Annotated in this window: 22 protein-coding genes; all 22 read right to left on the minus strand. The window is 41.4% G+C overall.

Going from position 1 to position 25,845, the window contains the following annotated elements; translation table 11 throughout:
* Positions 1-9: 9 nt before the first annotated feature.
* The gene (locus ACFX4I_RS03440) at positions 10-1,236 is read right to left on the minus strand and encodes a M16 family metallopeptidase (protein WP_230302749.1); all 1,227 of its coding nucleotides are present in this window, start codon (positions 1,234-1,236) and stop codon (positions 10-12) included.
* Between the two features lie 46 nt (positions 1,237-1,282).
* A complete protein-coding gene (locus tag ACFX4I_RS03445; RefSeq protein WP_230302750.1) occupies positions 1,283-2,242 on the minus strand; it encodes a polysaccharide deacetylase family protein in 960 nt (319 codons plus the stop codon).
* A 156-nt stretch (positions 2,243-2,398) separates the two neighbouring features.
* Entirely contained in the window at positions 2,399-4,516 is a 2,118-nt protein-coding gene (pnp, locus tag ACFX4I_RS03450) for a polyribonucleotide nucleotidyltransferase (RefSeq protein ID WP_230302751.1), read from the minus strand.
* A 319-nt stretch (positions 4,517-4,835) separates the two neighbouring features.
* Complete coding sequence (gene rpsO / locus ACFX4I_RS03455) at positions 4,836-5,105, minus strand: 30S ribosomal protein S15 (RefSeq protein WP_057913371.1); 270 nt, start codon at positions 5,103-5,105, stop codon at positions 4,836-4,838.
* Positions 5,106-5,240: 135 nt separating this feature from the next.
* Positions 5,241-6,191 (minus strand): bifunctional riboflavin kinase/FAD synthetase, encoded by a 951-nt coding sequence (ribF, locus tag ACFX4I_RS03460; protein ID WP_230302752.1) that lies wholly within the window; start codon positions 6,189-6,191, stop codon positions 5,241-5,243.
* Between the two features lie 33 nt (positions 6,192-6,224).
* Entirely contained in the window at positions 6,225-7,145 is a 921-nt protein-coding gene (truB, locus tag ACFX4I_RS03465; RefSeq protein WP_230302753.1) for a tRNA pseudouridine(55) synthase TruB, read from the minus strand.
* 168 nt (positions 7,146-7,313) lie between these two features.
* A complete protein-coding gene (gene rbfA / locus ACFX4I_RS03470; protein ID WP_034313607.1) occupies positions 7,314-7,682 on the minus strand; it encodes a 30S ribosome-binding factor RbfA in 369 nt (122 codons plus the stop codon).
* Between the two features lie 17 nt (positions 7,683-7,699).
* Positions 7,700-7,981, minus strand: a complete 282-nt coding sequence (locus tag ACFX4I_RS03475; protein WP_057913375.1) for a DUF503 domain-containing protein — start codon at positions 7,979-7,981, stop codon at positions 7,700-7,702.
* On the minus strand, positions 7,978-10,134 hold the full coding sequence (gene infB, locus ACFX4I_RS03480) for a translation initiation factor IF-2 (protein ID WP_230302754.1): 2,157 nt from the start codon (positions 10,132-10,134) through the stop codon (positions 7,978-7,980). Before infB ends, ACFX4I_RS03475 begins: the two co-directional genes overlap by 4 nt.
* 19 nt (positions 10,135-10,153) lie before the next feature.
* Positions 10,154-10,459 carry a YlxQ family RNA-binding protein gene (locus tag ACFX4I_RS03485; RefSeq protein WP_061144653.1) on the minus strand — a complete coding sequence of 102 codons (306 nt, stop codon included), beginning with the start codon at positions 10,457-10,459 and terminating at the stop codon, positions 10,154-10,156.
* 4 nt (positions 10,460-10,463) lie between these two features.
* Positions 10,464-10,739, minus strand: coding sequence for an RNase P modulator RnpM (gene rnpM / locus ACFX4I_RS03490; RefSeq protein ID WP_061462443.1), 276 nt, complete (start codon positions 10,737-10,739; stop codon positions 10,464-10,466).
* 16 nt (positions 10,740-10,755) lie between these two features.
* Positions 10,756-11,886 (minus strand): transcription termination factor NusA, encoded by a 1,131-nt coding sequence (nusA, locus tag ACFX4I_RS03495; RefSeq protein WP_076366463.1) that lies wholly within the window; start codon positions 11,884-11,886, stop codon positions 10,756-10,758.
* 43 nt (positions 11,887-11,929) lie between these two features.
* Positions 11,930-12,403 carry a ribosome maturation factor RimP gene (rimP, locus tag ACFX4I_RS03500; protein ID WP_230302755.1) on the minus strand — a complete coding sequence of 158 codons (474 nt, stop codon included), beginning with the start codon at positions 12,401-12,403 and terminating at the stop codon, positions 11,930-11,932.
* A 193-nt stretch (positions 12,404-12,596) separates the two neighbouring features.
* Positions 12,597-16,919: a PolC-type DNA polymerase III gene (locus tag ACFX4I_RS03505; RefSeq protein ID WP_377419193.1), complete on the minus strand. Its 4,323-nt coding sequence runs from the start codon at positions 16,917-16,919 to the stop codon at positions 12,597-12,599.
* 159 nt (positions 16,920-17,078) lie between these two features.
* Positions 17,079-18,779 carry a proline--tRNA ligase gene (locus tag ACFX4I_RS03510; protein WP_377419195.1) on the minus strand — a complete coding sequence of 567 codons (1,701 nt, stop codon included), beginning with the start codon at positions 18,777-18,779 and terminating at the stop codon, positions 17,079-17,081.
* Positions 18,780-19,046: 267 nt separating this feature from the next.
* Positions 19,047-20,315: an RIP metalloprotease RseP gene (rseP, locus tag ACFX4I_RS03515; RefSeq protein ID WP_230304099.1), complete on the minus strand. Its 1,269-nt coding sequence runs from the start codon at positions 20,313-20,315 to the stop codon at positions 19,047-19,049.
* A gap of 7 nt (positions 20,316-20,322) precedes the next feature.
* Complete coding sequence (dxr, locus tag ACFX4I_RS03520; protein WP_230304100.1) at positions 20,323-21,483, minus strand: 1-deoxy-D-xylulose-5-phosphate reductoisomerase; 1,161 nt, start codon at positions 21,481-21,483, stop codon at positions 20,323-20,325.
* Between the two features lie 42 nt (positions 21,484-21,525).
* Positions 21,526-22,323 carry a phosphatidate cytidylyltransferase gene (locus ACFX4I_RS03525; RefSeq protein ID WP_230304101.1) on the minus strand — a complete coding sequence of 266 codons (798 nt, stop codon included), beginning with the start codon at positions 22,321-22,323 and terminating at the stop codon, positions 21,526-21,528.
* 25 nt (positions 22,324-22,348) lie between these two features.
* Positions 22,349-23,122: an undecaprenyl pyrophosphate synthase gene (locus ACFX4I_RS03530; protein ID WP_283932788.1), complete on the minus strand. Its 774-nt coding sequence runs from the start codon at positions 23,120-23,122 to the stop codon at positions 22,349-22,351.
* 399 nt (positions 23,123-23,521) lie between these two features.
* A complete protein-coding gene (gene frr, locus ACFX4I_RS03535; RefSeq protein ID WP_053534379.1) occupies positions 23,522-24,079 on the minus strand; it encodes a ribosome recycling factor in 558 nt (185 codons plus the stop codon).
* A 3-nt stretch (positions 24,080-24,082) separates the two neighbouring features.
* Entirely contained in the window at positions 24,083-24,805 is a 723-nt protein-coding gene (gene pyrH / locus ACFX4I_RS03540) for a UMP kinase (RefSeq protein WP_034313639.1), read from the minus strand.
* A 125-nt stretch (positions 24,806-24,930) separates the two neighbouring features.
* Positions 24,931-25,815: a translation elongation factor Ts gene (tsf, locus tag ACFX4I_RS03545; protein ID WP_230301325.1), complete on the minus strand. Its 885-nt coding sequence runs from the start codon at positions 25,813-25,815 to the stop codon at positions 24,931-24,933.
* Between the last annotated feature and the right edge of the window lie 30 nt (positions 25,816-25,845).

The following is a 25,845-nucleotide window of genomic DNA, read 5'->3' on the forward strand; positions in this document are numbered from 1 at the left end:
TAGTCGTTATTATTTGTCCCAGTTTTCCAGCGGGCTCACTAATGACAAGGAATGTTCCGTAAAGATCTGATTTGCCAATTCATTGACGGTATCCTCTGTCACTTCGTCAATCTTGATGATGATATCATCAAGGGAACGGTGCTCACCCAACATTAGCTCATTTTTTCCGTTCCGGCTCATGCGGCTATTCGTGCTTTCAAGGCTGAGCATCAAACTTCCTTTAAGTTGCTCTTTACTATTCCGTAATTCCTTTTCCGTAATGCCATCCCTTTTTAAAGTATCCAATGTTTCCTGAATCGTTTCATACAGGCTGTCAAGCTGGTTTGTGCCTGTCCCACCATATACTGTCACCATACCACTATCTTGATAGCTGGAATGATAGGAATAAACGGAATAGGCAAGGCCGCGTTGCTCCCTGACGTCCTGGAATAGGCGGCTACTCATGCTTCCTCCAAGAATATTATTTAAGGTAATCAGACTGTATGTTTTATCATTGCCGATTTCCAACCCCTTGTAACCAAGGCATAAGTGGGCTTGTTCCGTTTCTTTTTTACGGGTGATCCTATTTTCATGGAAGGAAGGTTTGACCAATTCAAGACGGTCTTCCCCTCCTTGATACGAGCCAAAGTAGTTTTCGACTTCCTGAATCAATTTTTCATCCACATTCCCAGCAATGGACACTACTACTTTATCGGGTGTATACATGTCATGGACGTATTTTTTTAATGTATCACTATTGAAGGTTTCAAGCGTATTTTCCGTCCCAAGTATAGGATAGCCAAGGGGGTGGTTTTCATATACCGCCTTGCTTAAAAGGTCATGGACAATGTCATCGGGTGTGTCTTCGTACATTTTGATTTCTTCGTAGACTACATTTTTTTCTTTTTTCAATTCTTCCCCATCAAATGTTGAGTTGAAGAACATATCAGCAAGGATTTCCAGCGCATAGCTTGCATGGTTATCCATTACTTTAGCATAGTAGCATGTATATTCTTTTGAAGTGAATGCATTCACTTGTCCACCAATACTATCGAACGACTCGGCAATTTCACGCGCATTTCTCGTGGTTGTCCCTTTGAAGAACATATGCTCCAGGAAATGTGAAACCCCATTCAATTCTGGTGTTTCATTTCTTGATCCTGTTTTGATCCATACTCCAATTGCTGCTGAGCGTACAGTTGGAATATTTTCCAATACAATTCTAACTCCATTTTGACACGTGTATTTCTTAATCAACTAACATTCCTCCCAATCATTCTATGCTGCTATCGTTACCAATGTTTTATGGATTCGATCGCTCTTCATCTACTGCTTCCGAAACGGTAACAACATCTAAATCTTTCTTTTTTATTTCAATTATTAACGTCTCCAATGATTTTGCAGTAGATTCCGTCGGATGCATCAATATAAATGCTCCAGGGTGTATCTTAGAAAGCACTCTTTGTTGAAGGACTTCAGGGCTTGGCTTTTGCCAGTCGATCGTATCCACACTCCACATAGCGGTCTCCATACCGAAAGAATCCGCGATTTTCACCGTTTCATCCCGGTAGCTTCCACTTGGTGGTGCGAACCATTTCATTTTCAAACCTGTCACCGCTTCAATGACTTCATTCGTTTTTCGAATTTCCTCACGTGTAGCTTGTGCGGATATGTTTTTCATATCGGGATGTGAAAAAGAATGATTTCCAATTTCATGCCCGCCGCCCTTTATCATCTTGGCCAAATCAGGATTTTTCTTGGTCCAATTCCCTTCAAGGAAAAAAGTGGCCTTGACATTATTCTTTTTTAACACGGCCAACATATCTTGTAAGTATTCATTCCCCCAGGCCACATTGATTAAAAATGAAACCACTGGCTTTTCGGGGTGGGCCCGGTAAATCGGAGCCGGATCCAGATCCTCCATATGAATCTTTGCAGGGACCTGCTGAAATACCAGCTTATCCTTATCGAACACGCCCTCCTTCTTCATGGCTTTATACGATTCATCAATATTTACCTTCAGGCCGTTATATGCAGGAACGGTTTTCCAAACAGAATCTATTCGTGCATCCTGTGGTGCAATCTCATATTTTTTTGTTGATTCTTTTATTTGTAAAAGAAGCTCGTCTTCTTGCTTCATTGAAGCAACTGAATCATTGGTTAATTGGGTCAAATAAACTTGTGTATATGGATTTTGCACTAATAACCATGATATACCTGCAATGGCACTTATCGCAACTATCTGCTTCCATTTATTATTCATTTTTTACGCCCCCTTCATACCAAAATGTATGAAGAAAACGGACAAGGTAGAACATGACATGCTTATAACGCCATCGCAATATGGATATTCCAATACTTTCAAACAAAAAAAGCATGCAGATTCACAAGGAATCGCATGCCGGATTTTCATTTTCCATTACGATTGAGAAGGGTTGGCTGCCTCTTTTTGCTCTTTCAAGACCGCTTTACGGGAAAGGTTTACCCTTCCTTGCTTATCGATCTCAGTAACTTTGACCAATAATTCATCGCCAAGTGAAACGACATCTTCCACTTTTCCGACTCTTTCTTCAGCCAGTTCAGAAATATGTACCAAACCGTCTTTACCATTGAAGATTTCAACGAAGGCACCGAACTTTTCGATACGTTTAACTTTACCTAAGTATAGTTCGCCCACTACGACTTCACGTACGATATCCTCAATGATTTTCTTCGCTTTTTGAATCATCGGTTCATCAGTAGAAGATATGAATACCGTTCCATCCTGTTCGATGTCGATTTTCACGCCAGTTTCTTCAATGATTTTGTTGATATGTTTTCCGCTCGGTCCAATTACATCACGGATCTTATCCGGATTTATGGACATTGTAACGATTTTTGGAGCATATTTGGATAACTGCTCACGCGGTTGATTGATTGTTGACATCATTGATTCCAAAATGTGCATCCGGCCATGTTTGGCTTGTAGTAAAGCTTCTTCAAGAATCTCTCTTGATAGACCTTCAATCTTAATATCCATTTGTAGGGCAGTAACACCTTTTGAAGTCCCTGCGACTTTAAAGTCCATGTCTCCCAGATGATCTTCCATACCTTGAATATCCGTTAAGATTGTATAGTGCTCACCTGTTTTGACAAGACCCATAGCAATACCGGCAACTGGAGCTTTCAATGGAACACCGGCATCCATCATTGCCAAAGTGCTTGCACAGATACTTGCTTGTGATGTTGAACCGTTTGATTCAAGAACTTCAGAAACAAGTCTGATTGTATATGGGAAGTCTTTATCGTTTGGAATGACAGGTTCCAATGCTCTTTCACCAAGTGCACCATGACCGATTTCACGGCGTCCTGCCCCACGGATAGGGCCAGTTTCACCAACACTGAAATGCGGGAAATTATAGTGGTGCATAAAACGTTTTGACTCTTCGGTACCAAGTCCGTCCAGAATCTGCACATCACCAAGAGCACCTAATGTACAGATGGATAGCGCTTGGGTTTGTCCACGCGTGAACAATCCGGAACCATGAGTACGGGGCAGAATGGTAACTTCTGATGATAATGGTCTGATTTCGTCAGGATTACGGCCATCCGGACGCACTTTTTCTTCCGTGATTAAACGGCGAACTTCAGATTTGACCAATTTATTCAGGATTTCTTTGATTTGCTTTAATTTTTCTTCATCAGTTTCTTCTTCATAATGAACCAACACACGATCTTTTACTGCTTTGATGGCGTCTTCACGAGCATGTTTTTCCTGAACTTGTACAGCTTTGTTCAAGTCTGCTTCACATAGGCCTTTCACTTCTGCTTCCAGTTCAGCATCCACTTGATATAAAGTGATCTGCATTTTTTCCTTGCCGATTTCAGCAACGATTTTCTCTTGGAATGCAATGATTTTCTTGATTTCATCATGTCCAAACATGATTGCTTCAAGCATGGTTTCCTCTGGTACTTCATTTGCTCCGGCTTCAACCATGTTTATAGCATCTTTAGTGCCGGCAACCGTCAGATTGATGTCACTTTTGGCTAGTTGGTCAACAGTAGGGTTAATAATGAATTCATTATTGATTCTCCCCACTACAACTCCAGCAATTGGACCTTCGAACGGAATATCGGAAACTGAAAGTGCAAGGGAAGAACCTAGCATGGCTGCCATTTCCGTAGAGCAATCTTGATCGACACTCATGACCATGCTGATGATCTGAACATCGTTCCTGAAACCATCTGCGAAAAGCGGACGGATTGGACGATCGATTAAACGGCTTGCAAGAATTGCCCTTTCACTTGGTCGTCCTTCACGTTTGATGAAGCCTCCCGGAATTTTACCGACTGCATAAAGTCTTTCTTCATAGTTCACTGTCAAAGGGAAGAAGTCGACATTTCTAGGTTCCTTTGAAGCTGTCGCAGTACTTAATACAGCAGTTTCTCCATAACGGACTAAAACTGCCCCGTTCGCTTGTTTGGCTAATTGCCCTATCTCTACCGTTACATTACGGCCGGCCCAGTCAAATGAATACGTATGTTTTTCCTGTCCCATTAATTAAACCCCTCTCTGAATCTTCACTTAGAGGCTTAGTTTACCTAAACCTGTATTGGATTAAATCATTTATATGTGAAAGTAACTGAACTCGAGTTAAAACCAAACTATTCCTATTATGCACGAAAAAAACAAGCATTAACAGTAAAATGAATAAAAATTTCATTCATTTGATTATGTATATCCTAATCATTTATAAATGGAAAAGGACCCGGCTCCTGCCGAGTCCCAAGGACGAAGGCCCAGCCTTAAGTAGAACACGTCCAAATCATTTGATTAACATCAAAAAAGCGGGAAATTTCCCGCCTTCCTGAAAAAATTATCTACGTAGACCTAATTTGTTAATTAGTGTACGGTAACGAGTAACGTCTTTGTTACGTAGGTAAGTTAAAAGATTACGACGTTTACCTACCATTTTTAGAAGACCGCGACGTGAATGGTGGTCTTTTTTGTGTGTGCGTAAGTGACCGTTCAAGTTGTTGATTTCTTCTGTTAATACTGCGATTTGAACTTCTGGAGATCCAGTGTCAGTATCGTGAGTTCTGAACTCAGTGATAAGTTCGTTTTTGCGTACTTGTGTAATTGCCATGTTATTATTCCTCCTAAAATTCTGTAAAATCACCTATTACCGAGCCAGCGTCGGAGTCTCGACTAGCCAAGCAATGGTTATTTTCATACATACAATAGAATACATGTTTTTCATTAAAATTGCAAGTATTGTCTTTTATGCTTCAAGCTTTGCAAAATAGGCTATTGCATTTTGCTTATCCGTTTCGATCTGAGCGACCAATGCTTCAAGTCCGGAAAATTTTTTTTCACTCCGAAGTCTTGTATGCCATTCCACCGACACCTGGTTGCCATAAATATCTCCCGAGAACTCCAATGCATGAACCTCTACAGTGGGATACTTAGGCTTTTCTTCGTGGAACGTGGGTTTGTAGCCGACATTGCAAACTCCATAATACCATTTACCGCTTATTTTGATCCTGACGGCATATACGCCTGCAGCAGGGAAGATATAATCGTCACTTACTTCAATATTAGCGGTGGGGAAACCCAGCTTCCTGCCCCGCTTTTCACCGTGAACGACATGACCTTTCGTTAAATAGCGGCGGCCTGCCAAATGATAAAAGTCGGAAAAGTTACCATTACCGAGAGTTTCCCTGATTCTCGTCGAGCTAACCTTTTCATCTTCAAGTGTCTGCTTTTCAACAACTGTCTGCGAGAACCTGCCCTGTGCGTAAACAGGCAAATCTTCCATCGACCCTTGACCATAGCGGCCGTATGAATAATCAAAGCCTGCAACTACGTGACGCACATTCAGCCCGGCAATGTATTCGTCAACGAACCGTTCCGGCAGTACCGAAGCAAATTCCTTGCTGAAATGGACAATGAATAAATAATCGATCTCCATCGACTCTATGATATCCACCTTATCTTCAAGTGGAGTGATATAGCGGATATTTTCCGTTTTCCTACCCAGTACTGCAGAAGGATGCGGGTCAAATGTCATGACTGCTGACTTAAGATTCATTTCATCGGCTTTTTTCTTGGCGGTTTGAATAACAATCTGATGACCTTTATGTATACCATCAAAAAATCCAAGCGCCATTACAAGCTCGGGAAAATCATCCGAATTAAATTGATGAGGATGCTCTATTGCGATCACTTTCACCTTTCAATCTCCTCTTTCCGGCGGTAAAACGGTCTATAATTCTTGTGCCAATACTTTTACAGGTTTAATTAATCCCACTTTTGTCGGATGTATTTGATAAATGGCAATGGCCTTATCTGCTGGATCGACCATCACAAAAGGCTTCCCTTTTTCAACAACAACATCCTTTGTTTGTTCCAATACCGCACCGTTAAGTACTTTCTTTGCTACTTTATCACTAATCTGAAATTTGGGCAAATGAAATAATCCCCGCTCCAAAGGCAATAAAAATTCATCCGTTTGTCCACTTTCCATGAACTCTTCCACTTCAGCAAATGTAAAACAGTCCTCCTGCTTAAAACCTGCTGATTCAATACGTGTCAAGTCTGACATATGGGCAGGAAAACCCAGTTCTTCACCCATCATGACTGCAAGCGTCCGAATATACGTTCCTTTGCTGCATTTGACGCGAAAACGAAAAGAAATGGTTTCCCCTTTAAATTCAGAACGATCATCGAGAAGGGTAATTTCATAGATGGTGACCTCCCTTGTCGGCCTCTCCACTTCTATCCCTGCACGGGCATATTCATATAACTTCTTCCCATTTACTTTTACCGCTGAAAACATCGGCGGCGTCTGTTCAATTTTTCCAGTCAATGATTCCAGCACTTCAAGAATCCGTTTACGCTGAATCACTTGAACAATCTTTTTCTCTTCCACTTTTTCACCGCTTGCGTCTTCAGTTGTCGTTGAAAAACCAAGGGTCACTTCCCCTTCATACGCTTTACCGGCTTCTGTCAAATATTCGGCTATTTTAGTTGCCCTGCCAATACAAATAGGCAAAACCCCTGTTACATCAGGATCTAATGTACCTGTGTGCCCAACCTTTTTTGTCTTTAAAATCTTTCTTAATTTAAAAACACAATCATGGGATGTCAATCCCTTGGGTTTCCATAATGGAAGAATACCGTTCACGCTTTCACCTCATCATTTATAAAACACCCTAAACTACTATCATAAAGCAAAATGAATTCCAATTCCGAAAGGTGTTTTTCCTTTTTTACATATTCAGTTTTCAAAAAAAAGAGACCGACTTCAAGAAGTGCAAAGCACTTATTGAGTCGGCCTCCTTTTACTGCTTGCTTATTCCTCGTCTTTTTCAGCCGGTTTATCCTCTGAATTGATTTGGGAAATCAATGACTCAATACGATTACCATAATCGACCGATTCATCAAATTCAAAAAACAGCTCAGGGGTTTTGCGCAGGCGGATTCTCTGCCCAATTTCTGAACGCATGAATCCTTTCGCCTTAGCTAGACCTTGAAGGGTTTTCTCCCTTTGTTCCTGGTCACCCAAAACGGAAATATAAACTGTTGCCTGTTGTAAATCGCCTGTAACCGCGACATCCGTCACTGTTACAAATCCGATTCTTGGATCTTTAATTTTTCTGCCGATAATTTCACTTAGCTCTTTTTTCATTTGTTCGCCAACACGATTTGAACGAAGGCTCATAATATCACCTCGATAGCCTAAAGCCAGTCTATATCTGTTATTGTTCGCTCTAGTTCCGGAAAAGAATCTAGAAATTTAAGGGCATTTTGAAGTTCCCGTTCAGTAGCCTTCCTAGAGGATGTTACGGTTACGATAGTAATCTTTGTCCGCTGCCATAAATCCTGAAAATCGGTCTCTGCTACAGAAATATTGAACTTCTGCTTAAGTCGTGTCATTACACGCTGAAGCACGGCCCTTTTTTCTTTCAAAGAATGGGTGTCATGGATGATGCATTCACATTGAACAGAGCCAACGATCATTTACGCTCGATCTCTTCCATTACATACGCTTCAATTACATCGCCTTCTTTAAGGTCGTTGTAATTTTTAATCGTAATACCGCACTCATAGTTCGTTGCCACTTCTTTTACATCATCTTTAAAACGTTTCAAAGCATCAATTTCACCTTCGTAAATGACGACACCTTCACGAATTAAGCGAATTCCGCTATCACGTGTAATTTTTCCTTCTGTAACGTAAGAACCGGCAATCGTACCTACTTTGGATACTTTGAAAGTCGTACGAACTTCAGCCTGACCGATAATTTTTTCTTCGAATTCAGGGTCAAGCATCCCTTTCATAGCCGACTCGATCTCTTCAATTGCTTTATAGATGATGCGGTGAAGACGGACATCAACATTTTCTGATTCAGCTGCACGCTTCGCATTCACATCAGGACGGACGTTGAATCCGATGACGATTGCATTCGAAGCTGTAGCAAGGATGATGTCAGACTCTGTAATAGCACCGACGCCAATGTGTATGATTTTCACTTTAGCGCCTTCCACTTCTATTTTATTCAGGGAAGCGGCTACTGCTTCTGCAGAACCTTGAACATCAGCTTTTAGAATGATGTTCAATTCTTTAATTTCCCCTTCTTTCATTTGCTCGAATAATGTATCTAGGGTTACACGGGATTTCTCATTACGTTGTGAAGCAAGTTGTCTCTGTGCACGCACTTCCCCAACTTGACGGGCCGTTTTCTCATCTTCAAAGACGATGAAACGATCGCCGGCCTGTGGCACTTCGTTCAATCCAGTGATTTCAACCGGTGTCGAAGGACCTGCATCCTTAACACGGCGTCCAAGATCGTTGACCATAGCACGAACACGTCCGAATGTATTACCGATAACAATCGGATCACCGATTTTCAACGTTCCGTTTTGAACAAGCAAAGTGGCAACCGATCCGCGTCCTTTATCCAAACGTGCTTCGATAACCGTTCCATTTGCTTTACGAGATGGATTCGCCTGATACTCCTCCACTTCACTGACAAGAAGAATCATTTCAAGCAAGCTATCGATACCCTCACCGTTTTTAGCTGAAATTGGTACGAAAATTGTGTCTCCGCCCCATGCTTCAGAAACTAAACCATGTTCTGTCAATTCTTGCATGACACGGTCCGGATTGGCAGCCTCTTTATCCATCTTATTGACAGCGACGATAATTGGAACTTCTGCCGCTTTGGCATGGTTGATCGCTTCAATCGTTTGGGGCATAACGCCATCATCCGCAGCGACGACAAGAATGGTGATATCGGTAACTTGTGCACCGCGGGCACGCATTGTTGTAAACGCAGCATGACCTGGTGTATCCAAGAAAGTTATTTTCTTATCGTTAACTTTAACTTGATAAGCACCGATATGCTGAGTGATTCCGCCCGCTTCGCCTTCAGTAACTTTTGTATGGCGTATAGAATCAAGCAATGTCGTTTTACCATGGTCAACGTGTCCCATGATCGTCACGACAGCCGGACGTTCAATCAAATCTTCAGAAGCGTCCTCAGTGACAAGTGATTCAAGGTCTGTTAGGTCGACACGAATCTCTTCTTCGGCCACTACACCGTATTCCGCACAAATCAATTCAATTGCATCTTTATCCAAAGTTTGGTTGATTGTTGCCATAACACCAAGCATAAAGAGCTTTTTTATGATTTCAGAAGGTTCACGGTGAAGTTTTTTTCCAAGTTCCATAACCGTCAAAGACTCATAAAACGTAATTTTCTCTGGAAGTTCTCTTTCTTTACGTTTTGTAACAGGTGCCTGAGGCGCTTGTTGTCTTTGTTTATTATTTTTATTCTTGTTATTGCGACCCTTGTTGAACTGACCTGTTGGTTTTTTCGTCCCTACAGGTTTAACGGGTGGTTTCTTCTTCAGTTTTTCTTTATTGACTGTGCTCTTTTCATCCGCTTCAGCTTCGTACTTCGCGACCGTAGCGTTAGCTTTTGGTTCAGCAGCTTGGCTTTTATCTTCGTTTTTAGGTTTGATTGAATCGTTTAATTTATTTACAGTTGAATCGTCTAATGCTGTCATATGGTTTGTTACCTCTATATTCATTTCTTTAAGTTTATTTATTACATCCTTGCTTGAAACGTTCTTTTGTTTTGCATATTCATATACACGCAATTTTGTCATACGTTCACCCCCGTAAAATTTAATCGAGCAGCGTTCGGAGTTTTTGTGCAAAACCTTCATCCAGAACTGCGACGGCAACTCTAGCATCCTTACCTATCGCATGGCCGAGCATTGACCTGCTTTCGACTCTTTTTAAAGGAACCTGATAAAATGCGCACTTATCAGATATTTTTTTTTCAGTGTTTTTTGAAGCGTCCGCGGATAAAATAACAACTTTGGCATTACCGCTTCTAATCTCTTTAACCACTAATTCTTCACCCGAAATTAGCTTGCGTGCTCGATTGGCCAAACCTAATAGAGACATCCATTGTTGTTGTTGGGTCATGATGTTAGTTTTTCTCCTTATTCACTAATTCAAGCAATTGTTCATAAAGGGAAGAATCGATTTGGGTACTAAGGTGATTAGCCAGCACATTTTTCTTTTTGGCCAGCTCGATAACATCCCGATCAAGAGTCAAATAAGCTCCCCTTCCCGATTTTTTTCCGGTCGGATCAAGGCTGACTTCCCCTTCTTTAGATCGAACGATGCGAATGAGTTCTTTCTTCGGCTTCATTTCGCCTGTCGCCACACATTTACGCATCGGGATTTTTTTTCGGCTATTCATCTTTTTTCACCTCGAATTACTCGTTATCCTCTTCGAAATCTGTTTCCTCTTCAGTAACATAACTATCTCTGCTCAAAAGGAATTCCTGTTCTTCCACAGGATAAATACCAGCTTCGCGGGCTTCCGTTTCACTCTTGATATCAATTTTCCAGCCTGTAAGCTTGGCAGCTAAACGGGCATTTTGTCCACGCTTACCAATTGCCAGGGAAAGTTGATAATCCGGAACGATTACAGTCGTCGCCTTTTCCTCTTCTTTAACAATAACTTCAAGTACTTTTGAAGGGCTTAAAGCATTCGCAACGAAAATGACTGGATTCTCCGACCATTTAACGATATCGATTTTTTCACCTTTCAATTCATTGACGATGGCCTGAACACGCTGCCCTTTTTGGCCTACACAAGAACCGACAGGATCGACTTCTTCGTTATCGGAGTGCACGGAGATTTTTGAACGGTCGCCTGCTTCGCGGGCAACTGACTTAATTTCTACTGTTCCATCAAAAATTTCAGGCACTTCGATTTCGAATAAACGTTTTAAAAGGCCAGGGTGTGAGCGGGATACAAAAATTTGCGGACCCTTGGAAGTCTTTTCAACTTTAGTGATGAACACTTTAATGCGGTCATGAGGTTTATACTGTTCATTCGGCATTTGCTCATTCACCGGGAGCAAAGCTTCGATTTTACCTAGGCTCACATAAATGAATCGGGAATCCTGGCGTTGAACGATGCCAGTCATGATATCCTCTTCACGATCGATGAATTCGGCATAAATGATGCCCCGTTCAGCTTCCCGCACTCTTTGAGTGACGACTTGTTTTGCTGTTTGTGCAGCAATACGGCCGAAATCCTTAGGTGTTACTTCCATTTCGACAATATCCTCTAACTGATAGTTGGGATCAATTGCTCTTGCTTCTTCAACAGAAATTTCCAGACGTGAATCGAACACTTCGTCAACAACGTCTTTTCTGGCAAATACACGCATAGTTCCTTTACCAAGATTCAAGTCGATACGTACATTTTGTGCTTGGTTAAAGTTACGGCGATATGCCGATATAAGGGCAGATTCAATCGCGTCGATCAAAACCTCCCTGGAAATTCCTTTTTCGTTTTCTAAAATATAGAGAGCATCCAATAACTCATTGCCCATGGTGATCCCCCTTACGGATATTTAAATTAATGATTTGCTTGACTTAAGAGAAGGTAATCGCCAATCTCGCTTTGGCTACCTTTTCGAATGGTATGACGATCGTTTTCTTTCTTGTCTTGATTCTGACTTCGAGTGTCACTTCTGCACCATCGAAACTGGTTAAGGTTCCTTCGAATTCTTTTTCATCTAAAATGGGCTCGTATGTTTTTATGTAAACATTTTTACCGATAGCATTAAGGAAATCCTTCTCTTTTTTCAGAGGCCTTTCAGCTCCGGGTGATGAAACTTCGAGAAAATAATTTTGTGGAATCGGATCAACCTCATCAAGCTTTTCACTGAGTTTTTCACTCACATTTCCGCAATCTTCAATATCTACGCCTGTTTCTTTATCAATGTACACTCGAAGGAACCAGCTTTTACCTTCCTTCACATACTCCACTTCGACTAATTCAAGCTGCAATTCCTCAAGAATTGGTAATGCTAATTCCTCTACGACTTCCGTTACCTTTTTACTCATTTGTTTCCTCCATACGTGCGTTGTATGCGCTTGGTTTCGGATTCAAAATTAAATGGTCAATACAACACGAAAGAGTGGGTTTCCCCACTCTTGCCATTGGTTCCTCTTAGTATTTCCAATAAAAATATACCATAATCAAGATATTTATGCAAATATCTTGTCTGTTTCTTCCTTTTTGGAATCAGTTTCCTCTTTAAAATAAAGATAACTGATTTTGTTCAGGCAATGACTCCAGACAGCCTTGTTTATCAAGGTATTCAAGGATGGTCTTCGAAACCTTCCCTCGTTGTTGAAGGTCTTCTTTGGAAAGGAATTCACCGTTTTTCCGGGCGTTGACGATATTGATCGCCGCATTCGTTCCAAGACCGGGTATCGAATTGAAAGGCGGTATCAAAGTATTTCCTTCAATTAAGAACTGATCTGCACTGGATTTGTACAAGTCCACTTTAGCGAATGAATATCCGCGTTCACACATTTCCAAAGCAAGTTCAAGAACCGTCAATGTATTCTTTTCCTTTGTGGATGCATCCAATCCCTTTACCATGATTTCTTCCATTTTTGATTTGATTGCTTGCGATCCCCGTGTCATGGCGTCGATTTCAAAATCATCGGCACGTACTGTGAAATAGGCTGCATAATACAATAAAGGCAGATGCACTTTAAAATAGGCAATCCGGACAGCCATTAAGACGTAAGCTGCAGCATGGGCTTTCGGGAACATGTATTTAATCTTTTTACATGAATCGATATACCATTCCGGCACCTCATTTTTCCTCATTTCCTCTTCGAATTCCTCCGAGAGCCCTTTCCCTTTACGTACAGATTCCATGATTTTAAACGCTAGGGAAGGATCTAGACCTTGGTATATCAGATAGACCATAATATCATCCCGGCAGCCTATAACCTCACTTAATGTACATATGCGGTTGTGGATCAGTTCCTGTGCATTGCTCAGCCATACATCCGTACCGTGGGAAAGCCCTGAAATCTGAACAAGCTCGGAAAATGTCGTAGGTTTTGTATCTTCAAGCATCTGCCGAACAAAACGCGTACCAAATTCTGGAATGCCAAGCGTACCCGTTTTACACATGATCTGTTCTTCGGTAACTCCTAAAGATTCAGTACTGCTGAATATTTTCATTACTTCTGGATCATCGGTGGGAACGGTCTTTGGATCGATGCCACTTAAATCTTGAAGCATCCGGATTACAGTCGGATCATCGTGACCAAGTATATCAAGTTTCAAAATATTATCGTGAATGGAATGGAAATCAAAGTGAGTTGTTTTCCACTCAGAATTCCTGTCATCCGCAGGGAACTGAATTGGTGTGAAATCATAGATATCCATATAATCCGGAACAACGATAATTCCGCCCGGGTGCTGTCCAGTCGTCCTTTTCACACCGGTACAACCGGCAACAAGTCGATCAGTCTCGGCTCCACGCATATGGATGTTATTATCAGAGGAATACCCTTTTACATATCCATAAGCCGTTTTTTCAGCGACCGTACCAATCGTTCCGGCACGATATACATATTCTTCACCGAATAAGACCTTCGTATAGTTATGGGCCTTCGGCTGATATTCACCAGAGAAGTTCAAGTCAATATCCGGAACCTTATCCCCTTTAAATCCAAGGAAAGTTTCAAACGGGATATCATGCCCGTCTTTTGTATAAGCAATGCCACAATCGGGACAGTCTTTATCTGGCAGGTCAAACCCGGAACCTACAGAACCGTCATTGAAGAATTCGGATTTCTTGCACTCTGGACATACATAATGCGGCGGAAGCGGATTCACCTCTGTAATTTCAGTCATGGTGGCAACGAAAGATGACCCAACCGATCCCCTTGAGCCAACTAGATAACCATCATTCAAGGACTTTTTAACAAGTTTGTGAGAAATTAAATAAATAACGGCAAAACCGTGGCCAATGATGCTTTTCAATTCTTTCTCAAGACGGGCTTCCACGATTTCCGGCAGGTTCTCTCCATAAATCTTCCTTGCCATGCCATAACTCATTTGACGCATTTCTTCTTCTGCACCCTCAATTTTAGGTGTATATAACTCATCCTTGATTGGCTTGATTTCTTCAATCATATCAGCGATTTTATTCGTGTTGGTTACCACGACCTCTTTGGCTTTCTCAGAACCGAGGAAGGAGAATTCCCGCAGCATTTCATCTGTTGTCCGAAAATGTACGTCAGGAAGCTTATGGCGATTCAGCGGATTTGCGCCACCTTGTGAATTCACAAGGATTTTACGGTAAATTTTATCATTCGGATCCAAATAATGCACATTTCCCGTGGCTACGACTGGCTTATCCAATTTTTCACCAAGCTTGACGATATTGGAGATGATCGTTTCTAATGATTTATCATCCCGTACATATTCAAGCTCAATCAAATGCTGATACACTTCCTTCGGATGGATTTCAAGATAATCGTAGAATTCGGCAATATCGACGACTTCCTCAAAACCCTTCTGCATCATCCCTTCAAAAACTTCTCCTTTATCGCATCCCGATCCGACCAAGATTCCTTCACGATACTTTTTAAGTTGTGAGCGTGGGAGTCGGGGCACACGATAGAAATAATCGATGTGTGATATTGAAACCAATTTGAAAAGGTTTTTTAAGCCAGCCTGTGTTTGCGCAATCAGCGTACAATGGGACGGCCGGGAACGCTGATAAGCATTTCCTTTACCCATATTGTCATTAAGTTGATCATGATGGGTAATCTCCTTTTCCATTGCATCCTTTAGCATCTTCAGCATAAGGTAACCTGTAGCTTCGGCGTCATAAATGGCCCTATGATGCTGGGTCAAATCAATATCGAACTTTTTACATAATGTATTTAACCGGTGATTTTTAAACTCCGGATATAAGAAACGGGCAAGTTCCAATGTATCAAGAACAGGATTGGAAGCTTTAGGATAACCCAAGTTTTTATAGCCTATATTCAAAAACCCCATATCGAAGGCTGCGTTGTGGGCAACCAGAATCGCATCGCCCGCCCATTCCTTGAACTTTTCTAGTACTTCCGAGACTTCCGGAGCATTTTCTACAAGATCATCAGTGATTCCTGTCAATTCTATCGTCGTATTGGATAGTGGGTGATGCGGATTCGCAAATGACTCGAATCGATCAATGATGTCACCGTCACGAATTTTCACTGCAGCAAATTCAATGATCGTATCATAAACGGCTGACAGGCCTGTCGTCTCTACGTCAAATACAACATAGGTGGCATCTGCCAAAGCGATATGCGCCTCATTATAAACAATGGGTACACCATCATCTACAAGATTCACTTCGACACCATAAAGGATTTTGATACCATTCTTTTTCCCGGCACTATAAGCTTCAGGGAATGATTGTGCTCCCGCATGATCTGTAATGGCCACAGCCTTATGCCCCCACTTTGCAGCCTGGGCAACAAGTGTAGAAGTAGGTGTCACTGCATCCATCTGGCTCATTGGGGTATGCATATGCAGTTCTACACGCTTTTCCCCTTCTGGAGCCTTATCCTGCCGTCCTTGTTTAGAAATTTCATTTATATCATTTGCGATCATTACAAGGTCACGTACGAATGTATCATTTTGGATGCTGCCTTGGGCACGTACCCACATCCCTTTTTTCACTCGGGCAAGTATGGCAGCATCTTCTTTATCACGCGAAAACATTTTGACCAATATCGAGCTCGTATAATCAGTGACTTTAAAAGTCAACAGGCTCCGTCCGCTGCGTAACTCACGCACTTCTGCATCAAATACGAAGCCTTCGATAGCAATCCTGCGCTCTTCATCAATAATTTGTTCGATCCTGCGGAAATCCGCATCTTCTTTAATCGTATAGCCAATTTTAACCGGTCCGTCGTAGACGGCATCGTCGCCGCCTTTTTCCGATTCTTTTTTCTGCATTTCCACTAGGGCAGCAAGTCCCTTTTCTGCGTCTTCCTTTTGTTTCTCTTCTAAAAATTTCTGGTAATCAGGATTCGAAACCGTTTCCTTCACTTCCGCTTCCAGTGTCAACGGAGGAAAACCGAATGTTTGGTAGATATTCGAAATGATGCCGGAGTATTTTCGTTTCAACTGACCAGCCTCCGCATCATTTCGGGCGCTAACGATAAGCTTATATCCATTCACCGTTGGCACTTGTTCATTTAGAAGTGATAACAGTGCCGGAGACATGCCTTCAAGCTCGCCGATGCAGTTTTTCCAATACTCTTTTACCAATTGTTCCGTCACTTGCGGATTAGCCACGTTCAAGTTGAATGTGACCTTCGCAATATGGGAAAACGTACTTGCTAGATGAGTAGCAAGTCTTGTATGAACACTGCAAGGAATTAATGCAGGTATATTAAAGGCAAAATGCCATGTTTTGGACTCCCTCTCGATTGAGAGTTTATCAATTTCGGCACCTATGAAATAATTCACAAAGGCATCCTCAGTCAAGCCCATTTGCTGGAGCAAGAGTTGAAATCTCTCTCTACCGCTATTTGGATTTTGATCCATTCCCTCTCTCCCCTATCTACTATCTCTTATTTTTCACTATCATTTTCTTTTGATACCAGAGGCTATTATAACATATCATGAATGTTTCACTAGTATCCAAATCCATGAAAAGGAAAGGCATCATCCAATTGAATGATGCCTAATACCGCTATTTTTAAATTATGCCATTATTTCGTGAAGCTTTTGAGTCAGTTCAGCTCTTTCAATTTCAAGAACCTCACCCGTTTTACGGATTTTCACTTCGACGATTCCCTCGGATGCCTTTTTACCAACAGTCACCCTGACAGGAAGACCGATCAAGTCAGAGTCTGCGAATTTTACGCCCGCACGTTCTTGACGATCATCCATAAGAACTTCCATGCCTTGTGCCTTTAGATCATTATATAAATCTTCTGCCAGGGCAGCCTGAGCCTCATCCTTCATATTGATTGGAATCAAATGGACTTGGTATGGCGCTAAATTCGCTGGCCAGACCAATCCTTTTTCATCGTTGAATTGTTCAGCAACAGCAGCAAGTGTACGGGAAACACCAATGCCATAACAGCCCATGATCATAGGCTGTGCCCGTCCATTCTCATCCAGGAATGTCGCATTCATAGCTTCAGAATATTTAGTTCCCAGTTTGAATACGTGGCCTACCTCAATCCCTTTGGCAAATTTAATATTTCCGTTTCCGTCCGGTGATGGGTCACCCTCTTGGATGAAACGAAGATCTATATAATTGGCCACGTTAAAGTCACGAGCGGGATTTACGTTCACATAATGGTGGTCTTCCTCATTTGCACCACAAATTCCATTAACCATGGCCTCGACGGCAACATCTGCAATCACTTCGACTTCAGAAGTGACATTGATTGGTCCAAGAGATCCAATTGTACATCCTAAGACTTCTTTCGTCTCGTTTGGATCGACCAAATCAACGATTGAAGCATTATAGAAATTCTTCAGCTTGATATCATTGACTTCATGATCTCCTCGTACCAAAACTAGCACATACTTTTCATCCACTTTAAACAATAACGATTTTATTAGTTTCTCTGCATCTGTATTCAAGAATGAAGCAACTTCTTCAATCGATTTTTGACCTGGTGTATGAACTTTTTCAAGTGCAATTTGTTCTTCGGTGCTTTTTTCATATTTTACACTCACAGGTGCCATTTCAATATTAGCTGCATAATCGGTAGTATCCGAATATGCGATGGTATCCTCCCCAATTTCAGACAGGACCATGAATTCATGTGTATCCTTACCACCCATTGCCCCAGAATCGGCAATGACGGCACGGAAGTTCAACCCACAACGGCTAAATATATTCGAATATGCCGCATATAAATTTTTATAAACAGCATCCAGACTTTCTTGATTAGCATGGAAAGAATAAGCATCCTTCATGATGAACTCACGTCCACGCAACAATCCGAAACGCGGTCTTTTTTCATCACGGAATTTGGTTTGGATCTGGTATACCGTTAATGGAAGACGCTTATAGGATTTCACTTCATCACGAACTAAGCTGGTTATCACTTCTTCATGTGTGGCACCAAGCGCAAATTCACGGTTGTTGCGATCCTTAAGGCGCATCAACTCTGGACCATAGGTATACCAGCGTCCAGATTCCTGCCAGAATTCGGCTTGTTGTAAAGCCGGCATCAATAGTTCTACTGCACCAGCATTTTCCATCTCTTCCCTAACGATCGCCTCAACCTTTTGAAGCACCTTTTTTCCAAGCGGCATAAAACTATAAACCCCGCTGGAGTTTTGTCTCATAAATCCTGCACGTAATAGCAGCTGATGACTTTTGATTTCAGCATCTGCAGGCACTTCCCTCAATGTAGGGATCAACGTCATACTTTGTTTCATATCTGCACCTCTTCAATATTTCCTTTAAATTACTTGCAGTTACGGTAAAATTCATACCGCAACATGAATACGGTCATTTCATACAAAAAAGACTTTCCGCGTTTTTCAGAAAAGCTAATTTAATATACTCATTCTCGATTATACTTACGATTTCCCTAGAAAACAAACAATTTCCCCAAAACGGTTAAAAAACTAGGAAATCCCTTCAGATAAGGAAACGGCCAACAGATAAATCTGCTGGCCTGGTTTGCATTATCCAAACTTATCTTACAGGAAGAATCGCTGGATGTCATTCCATGTAACGACAATCATCAATAACATCAGCAACGCAAAGCCGATAAAGTGGACCATTCCTTCTTTTTGACGGTCAATTGGTTTCCCTCTTAAGAATTCGACCACAAAGAATAACAGCCTTCCCCCATCCAATGCCGGCAACGGAAGCAGGTTCATGATTCCCAGGTTAATGCTGAGCAGCCCAGCCCATTTCATTAACGTGAATAAACCTTGTTTCGCTACTTCCTCAGTTGATTTATATATTCCTACAGGACCAGATAAACTGTCGATCGTAAATCCACCCGTTACGAGGTCACCTAGGATGATGAAGATTTGTTTTGTCCAAAAATACGTTTCTGTAAAACCATATTGTATAGCTTTAATCGGTGCTTTTTCAACCGGAGGGTAAACACCGATAATGCCGATTTTCTTCCCTTCCCTCTCCACTTCTTGTGGAACAACCGGAACTTCTAATGTTTTCCCGTCCCTGTCAACGACGAACTCGATCTCTTGCCCAGGGTTCTTTTGAATGCTTTCCTGAACATCTCCCCAAGTGGAGACTTCCGTCCCTTCTATGGATTGAATGACATCCCCCGATTTTAAACCGGCATTTACTGCCGAACCATCTGGAGTCAACTCACCAAGTTTCGCTTCATCCACCACGACTCCTTGAAACAGGCCAATCAACACAAAAATGACAAAAGCCAAAACGAAATTCATTGCCGGTCCAGCTATAATCGTCAGGAAACGATGCCCGAGCGACTTTGAGGCAAATTGCCGGTCAAAAGGAGCAATCTGGTTCTCTACACCATTTTCAACGATCACCGCTTCTTTATGAATGGCAAACGTTTTTAGTGTATCTTCCTCGCCCTCTTCGTAACCAGTAAGGATCAGTTTATGATCAAGATCGATCACTTCAACTTCCACAAGACGAATATCAGGATATTTATCTTTATTGTTCAAAATGATTTTTGTAACATTCTCTTCATTATCAAACATTAATCCCACCCGATAGCCGGGCTTCAATTCTATATTCTCTGCGTCTTCACCAGCCATACGCACGTACCCGCCAAGAGGGAGCAATCGAATGGTATATACGGTTTCCTTCTTTTTATATGTGAATACTTTTGGCCCGAAACCGATTGCGAACTCACGGCATAAAATTCCTGCTCGCTTTGCAAACACTAAGTGCCCAAGCTCATGGAAAAATACTAGAGCTCCAAAAATGATGATGAACGCTATAATCGTTTCTAAAGTCTGCATGTTCCGGTCACCTATCTTTCACTAAAGATTCTATATACTGCCTTGTCATATTATCGACTTCCTGAATCGTTTCTAAATCTGGAAGAGCTATGACGGAATGCTGATTCAGCGCTTTTTCAATTAACGTTTCAATTTCAAGGAAGGTTACCTTTCCAGATAAGAATGCAGAGACTGCGGCTTCATTGGCGGCATTCAACACAGTAGTCATCGTTCCGCCCATTTTACCTGCTTTATATGCGAATTGCAAACAAGGATATCTGGTGAAATCCATCTTGCTAAAATGCAGTTTGCCTGCTTCAGCAAGATTAAGTCGTTTGCGTCCTACTAGAGGAATACGGTCTGGATATGTAAGTGCATATTGTATCGGCACCCGCATATCCGGTGTCCCCAGTTGTGCTATCACGCTGGAGTCATGAAATTCAACCATGGAATGGATGATGCTTTCTTTATGTAGCAATACATCAATTTTATCGTAGGGAAGATCGAATAGCCAGTGGGCCTCAATTACTTCCAATCCCTTATTCATCATTGATGCTGAATCGATCGTGATTTTAGCTCCCATTGACCAGTTCGGATGGTTCAGTGCCTCTTCCACCGTTACATCCTTCAATTCTTCCCTGGTCCGATCTCGAAAACTGCCTCCTGAAGCAGTAATGACAAGCCGTTCGATATTTTTTTCCTTTTCCCCTTGCAATGCCTGAAAAATAGCAGAATGCTCACTGTCAACCGGAAGCAATCTGACCCCCGCTTTTTTTGCTTCACTTATGACCAAATGACCTGCCGTCACCAAAGTCTCCTTGTTGGCGATGGCAATATCTTTTTTAGCCTTAATTGCTTGAAGTGTCGGATAAAGACCGACGCTCCCGATGACAGCATTGACCAATATCGTCGCCTGACCATAAACGGCAACAGCAGTCAATCCCTCGTCTCCATACATGAACTCGATATCTTTACGGCTGGAGAATTCACTTTTCAAAACATGATAATCTTCTTCCGTCTGGACTGAAACCAGTTTCGGTTCAAACTCTTGTATATAAGTCCTGACCAATTCTATATTCTTTCCAGCAGAAAGCGCCACGATCTTGAATTGATCTGGATGGGACCTAACAACATCCGCTGTTTGCTGACCAATCGATCCAGTCGCGCCCAAAAGGCTGATATTTTTCAAATTGTTCATCTCCTAATTCAATAACGCTTGCCTATATTTATATTATAAAACATGCAATAAATGCAAAATCGGTAAAATGAATATCACGCTATCAAGCCTGTCCAAAATTCCTCCGTGTCCCGGGAGAAGCTTCCCTGAATCTTTAACGCCATAATGACGTTTATACGCCGATTGGACGAGATCACCCAATTGCCCGAATACCCCAATGATTAATGAAATCAATAATAATTGTAATAACGTGTAGTCAAGGTTGGAGAAGGAGTAAAATAGAACACCCACTACCATAGCGGAAAATAACCCGCCGATAAATCCTTCCACCGTCTTGTTTGGACTTATTTCTGGCCAAAGCTTTCTTTTACCAAGTGATTTACCAATGAAGTAGGCTCCGGAATCGGTTGCCCAGATCGTAAATAGGGTAAGCAGGATATAGATCAGCCCCAACCCCAAAGAGTCACGTGTTTCAAATAGGTAGTAGAAACCTATCCCCAAATATAGGATTGAAATCACTAGAAAGCCTGCGTCATCAAAAGTGAAACGGTTTTTTGAAACGACTGTATAAAGTAACAGCAGCAAAACCCCGATTAAGAAGACTTGAACTTTATCGTAATTTATTTCTGCTAAAAAAGCGGTATGCTCATTAGGCAATAAAAGCACCCACAGTAATATGTGTGAAAGAAATGCTTCAAAAGACAGTACACGTATCTTTTTCATTTTCATCAGTTCATACAAACCAATTGACCCTAACAGATAAACCGTCAGTAAAAAGGGAGTTCCCCCTAAAATGACTAGTGGAATGAAGATAGCGGCAACTACGACCGCCGTAATAATTCGTTGTTTCATTATTCCATTTTCCTCACCTTCTACATTAAACGCCACCGAATCTTCGTGAACGCTTTTGATACTCCTCAACTGCCTGCAATAAATGCTCTTCACTAAAATCCGGCCATAGCACCTCAGTAAACCACATTTCAGTATAAGCCGCCTGCCAAAGCATGAAATTACTTAAACGGATTTCCCCGCTTGTACGGATCAGTAAATCAGGATCCGACAAATGTTTGGTCATCAAGTAACTGGATAGCATTTCCTCAGTTACATTTTCCTTTATTATACCATTCTTAGCATCTTGAATAATGCTATTCACTGCAGATACAATCTCCCCGCGGCTTCCATAATTCAGGGCAAAATTCAGAATCATCCCATCATTGCCTTTCGTGTCTTCCATTGCCCGTTTAACGGCACTTTGAGTATGTGACGGGATGTGAGACAAGTCCCCAATCATTTCAACTCTTACATTTTCGGAAATGAGCTCGGGTAAAAATGTCCCAAGAAATTCCTGTGGAAGCTTCATCAAAAAGTCGACTTCACTTTTCGGACGTTTCCAATTTTCAGTGGAAAACGCATAGACCGTCAAAGTTTTGACCCCTAATTTATTAGCAACTTTCGTAATTCTACGAACGGTTTTCATACCTTCATGATGACCCGCTACACGTGGCAATGCACGCTTTTTGGCCCAACGGCCGTTCCCATCCATAATGATGGCGATATGCTGAGGAACATCAAACTGTTTAATATGCTGAATCCTATTTGTTACATCGGAAGAAGCATCTTTTTTAACGAAACGCTTCCAAAGTGAATACATATGTTAGTCCCCCATCAGGTTGTACTTATCTCTCTACAAAGGCAAAGTTTTCGTGCACTATGTATATCAAGCTTTCTGCCGCTTAAAAAGAATCTATATTATAATATCAAAAAAAAACTGGTTCTCATATTATTATTATGAAAATTATTTCTTCATTAGAAGCTAGAAAGGGAGAAATCATTACTTCTTTTTTTCTAAAACCCGTTATGATCACCATGAAAAATGCAAAAAAAGGACCACCTCCAACGTTTGCATGCAACATACTAACTCAAGGAGTAATCATTATCGGAGAAACCTTATTATAACAGTTTTCTCCTTTAAGCACACCTATATGTTAGAACCAAGACATGACCCGGTATGGATTCGGCCCTCTTTATTTAATCAATTCTTCAGCGGAAATTATACTTCCAAAATTTCTTTTTCTTTATCTTTTGTAATTTCATCGATTTTCGTGATATTGCCGTCTGTCATCTTTTGGATGTCATCAGCATAGCCACGTAAATCATCTTCAGTGATTTCACCACTTTTTTCAAGCTTTTTCAAATCATCATTAGCATCTCGACGCACATTACGGACAGCTATTTTAGCTTCTTCCGCTTCTTTTTTCACAACTTTCACAAGCTCTTTTCTGCGCTCTTCAGTTAACGCCGGAATGGCTATCCTGATGACCGATCCATCATTTGAAGGATTTAAGCCTAAGTCTGATTTCAAAATCGCCTTTTCGATTTCACCCAATACCGTTTTATCATATGGTTGAATGACTAATAATCTAGCTTCCGGGACAGAAATGCCAGCCACTTGATTAACTGGTGTCGGCGAACCATAATAATCAATCGAAATTCTATCAAGCAATGAGGCATTTGCCCTTCCGGCACGGATGCTTGCTAATTCACGTGTGTACGCTCCAATGGCTTTTTCCATTTTCGTTTTCGCATTCGAAATAACTTGTTTCGGCATCTTTTATTTCCCCCTTACGATAGTTCCAAGCGTTTCGCCTAAAACGGCCCGTTTAATATTACCTTTTTCCATGATCGAGAAGACGATCAATGGAATATCATTGTCCATGCATAGTGAGGACGCAGTTGAATCCATTACTTCTAACCCTTCTTTAATCACATCAAGATAGGAAAGTTTATCATACTTCACTGCATTTTTGTCCTTAACCGGATCTGCATTGTATACGCCATCCACATTATTCTTCGCCATCAAGATGACATCAGCTTCAATTTCAGCAGCACGCAGGGCGGCAGTGGTATCCGTTGAAAAGTATGGATTACCTGTACCAGCTGCAAAAATCACCACTCTCTTTTTCTCTAGGTGCCTGATTGCACGGCGTCTAATGTATGGTTCTGCGACTTGTCTCATCTCAATGGAAGTTTGCACGCGCGTTTCAATTCCAAGCTGATCAAGGCTGTCTTGTAATGCCAATGAGTTCATGACTGTAGCCAGCATACCCATATAATCGGCATTAGCACGATCCATGCCCATTTCACTGCCTATTTTTCCGCGCCAAATGTTTCCGCCGCCGACAACAACAGCCACTTCCACATCAAGCTCAGCCACTTCCTTGACTTGTTCAGCAATGGATTTAATTACTGCAGGGTTAATTCCAAATCCTTCTTCACCGGCTAATGCTTCGCCACTTAGTTTTAGAACGACACGTTTATATTTAGCGTTACTCATGAGAACCTCCAACTATGTAATCTTTTCATTCGTTCATCATGCTTTCTAGCAATACTACCAAAAATTCATGACATTTCAAAAAATAGGGAACACAAGAGTGTTCCCTATTATTAATTATCTGACAATTAGTCTTTTTTAACTTGATTCATTACTTCTTCAGCAAAGTTTTCTTGACGTTTTTCAAGACCTTCCCCTACTTCATAACGAACGAATGATTGGATTTTTCCGCCTTTAGATTCAACGAATTGTCCCACTTTTTGATCAGGGTTCTTAACGAAAGCTTGTTCGTTAACACAGATTTCTTCGTAGAATTTATTGATACGTCCTTCAACCATTTTCGCAACGATTTTTTCAGGTTTTCCTTCATTAAGTGCTTGCTGAGTAAGAACTTCGCGTTCGCGTTCTAGTTCGCTGGCATCTACTTGGTCACGAGAGATATATTTAGGGTTAATTGCAGCGATATGCATTGAAACGCCTTTAGCTGCCTCTTCGTCAGTTGTACCTTCAAGAACTGATAGTACGCTGATACGTCCACCCATGTGAAGGTATGCACCAAATGCGTCGTTATCTGTTTTAGAAACGACTTGGAAACGGCGAAGAGTTAATTTTTCCCCGATTTTTGCAACAGCAGCATTGATATGATCTGCAACTTTTGCTCCATTTTCCATTGTTTGCTCAAGAGCTACTTCAACGCTTTCAGGTTTGTTAGCAAGAAGGAATGAAGCCAATTCTTTAACAAGAGTTTGGAAGCCTTCGTTTTTAGCAACGAAATCAGTTTCTGAGTTCACTTCAAGAATAACCGCTTGGTTTCCTTCCACAACGATTGAAGTTAAACCTTCAGCAGCAATACGATCGCCTTTATTAGCAGCTTTTGCAATCCCTTTTTCACGTAGGAAATCGATTGCCTTTTCCATATCGCCTTCTGTTTGTACAAGTGCCTTTTTACAGTCCATCATACCAGCACCAGTTTTTTCACGCAATTCTTTAACTAATTGTGCAGTGATTGCCATAATATATATCCTCCTCAAATTAAATGCAAT

The sequence above is a fragment of the Peribacillus sp. YIM B13472 genome, assembly GCF_042788005.1.
In the GTDB taxonomy this organism is placed as follows: Bacteria; Bacillota; Bacilli; order Bacillales; family DSM-1321; genus Peribacillus; species Peribacillus simplex_E.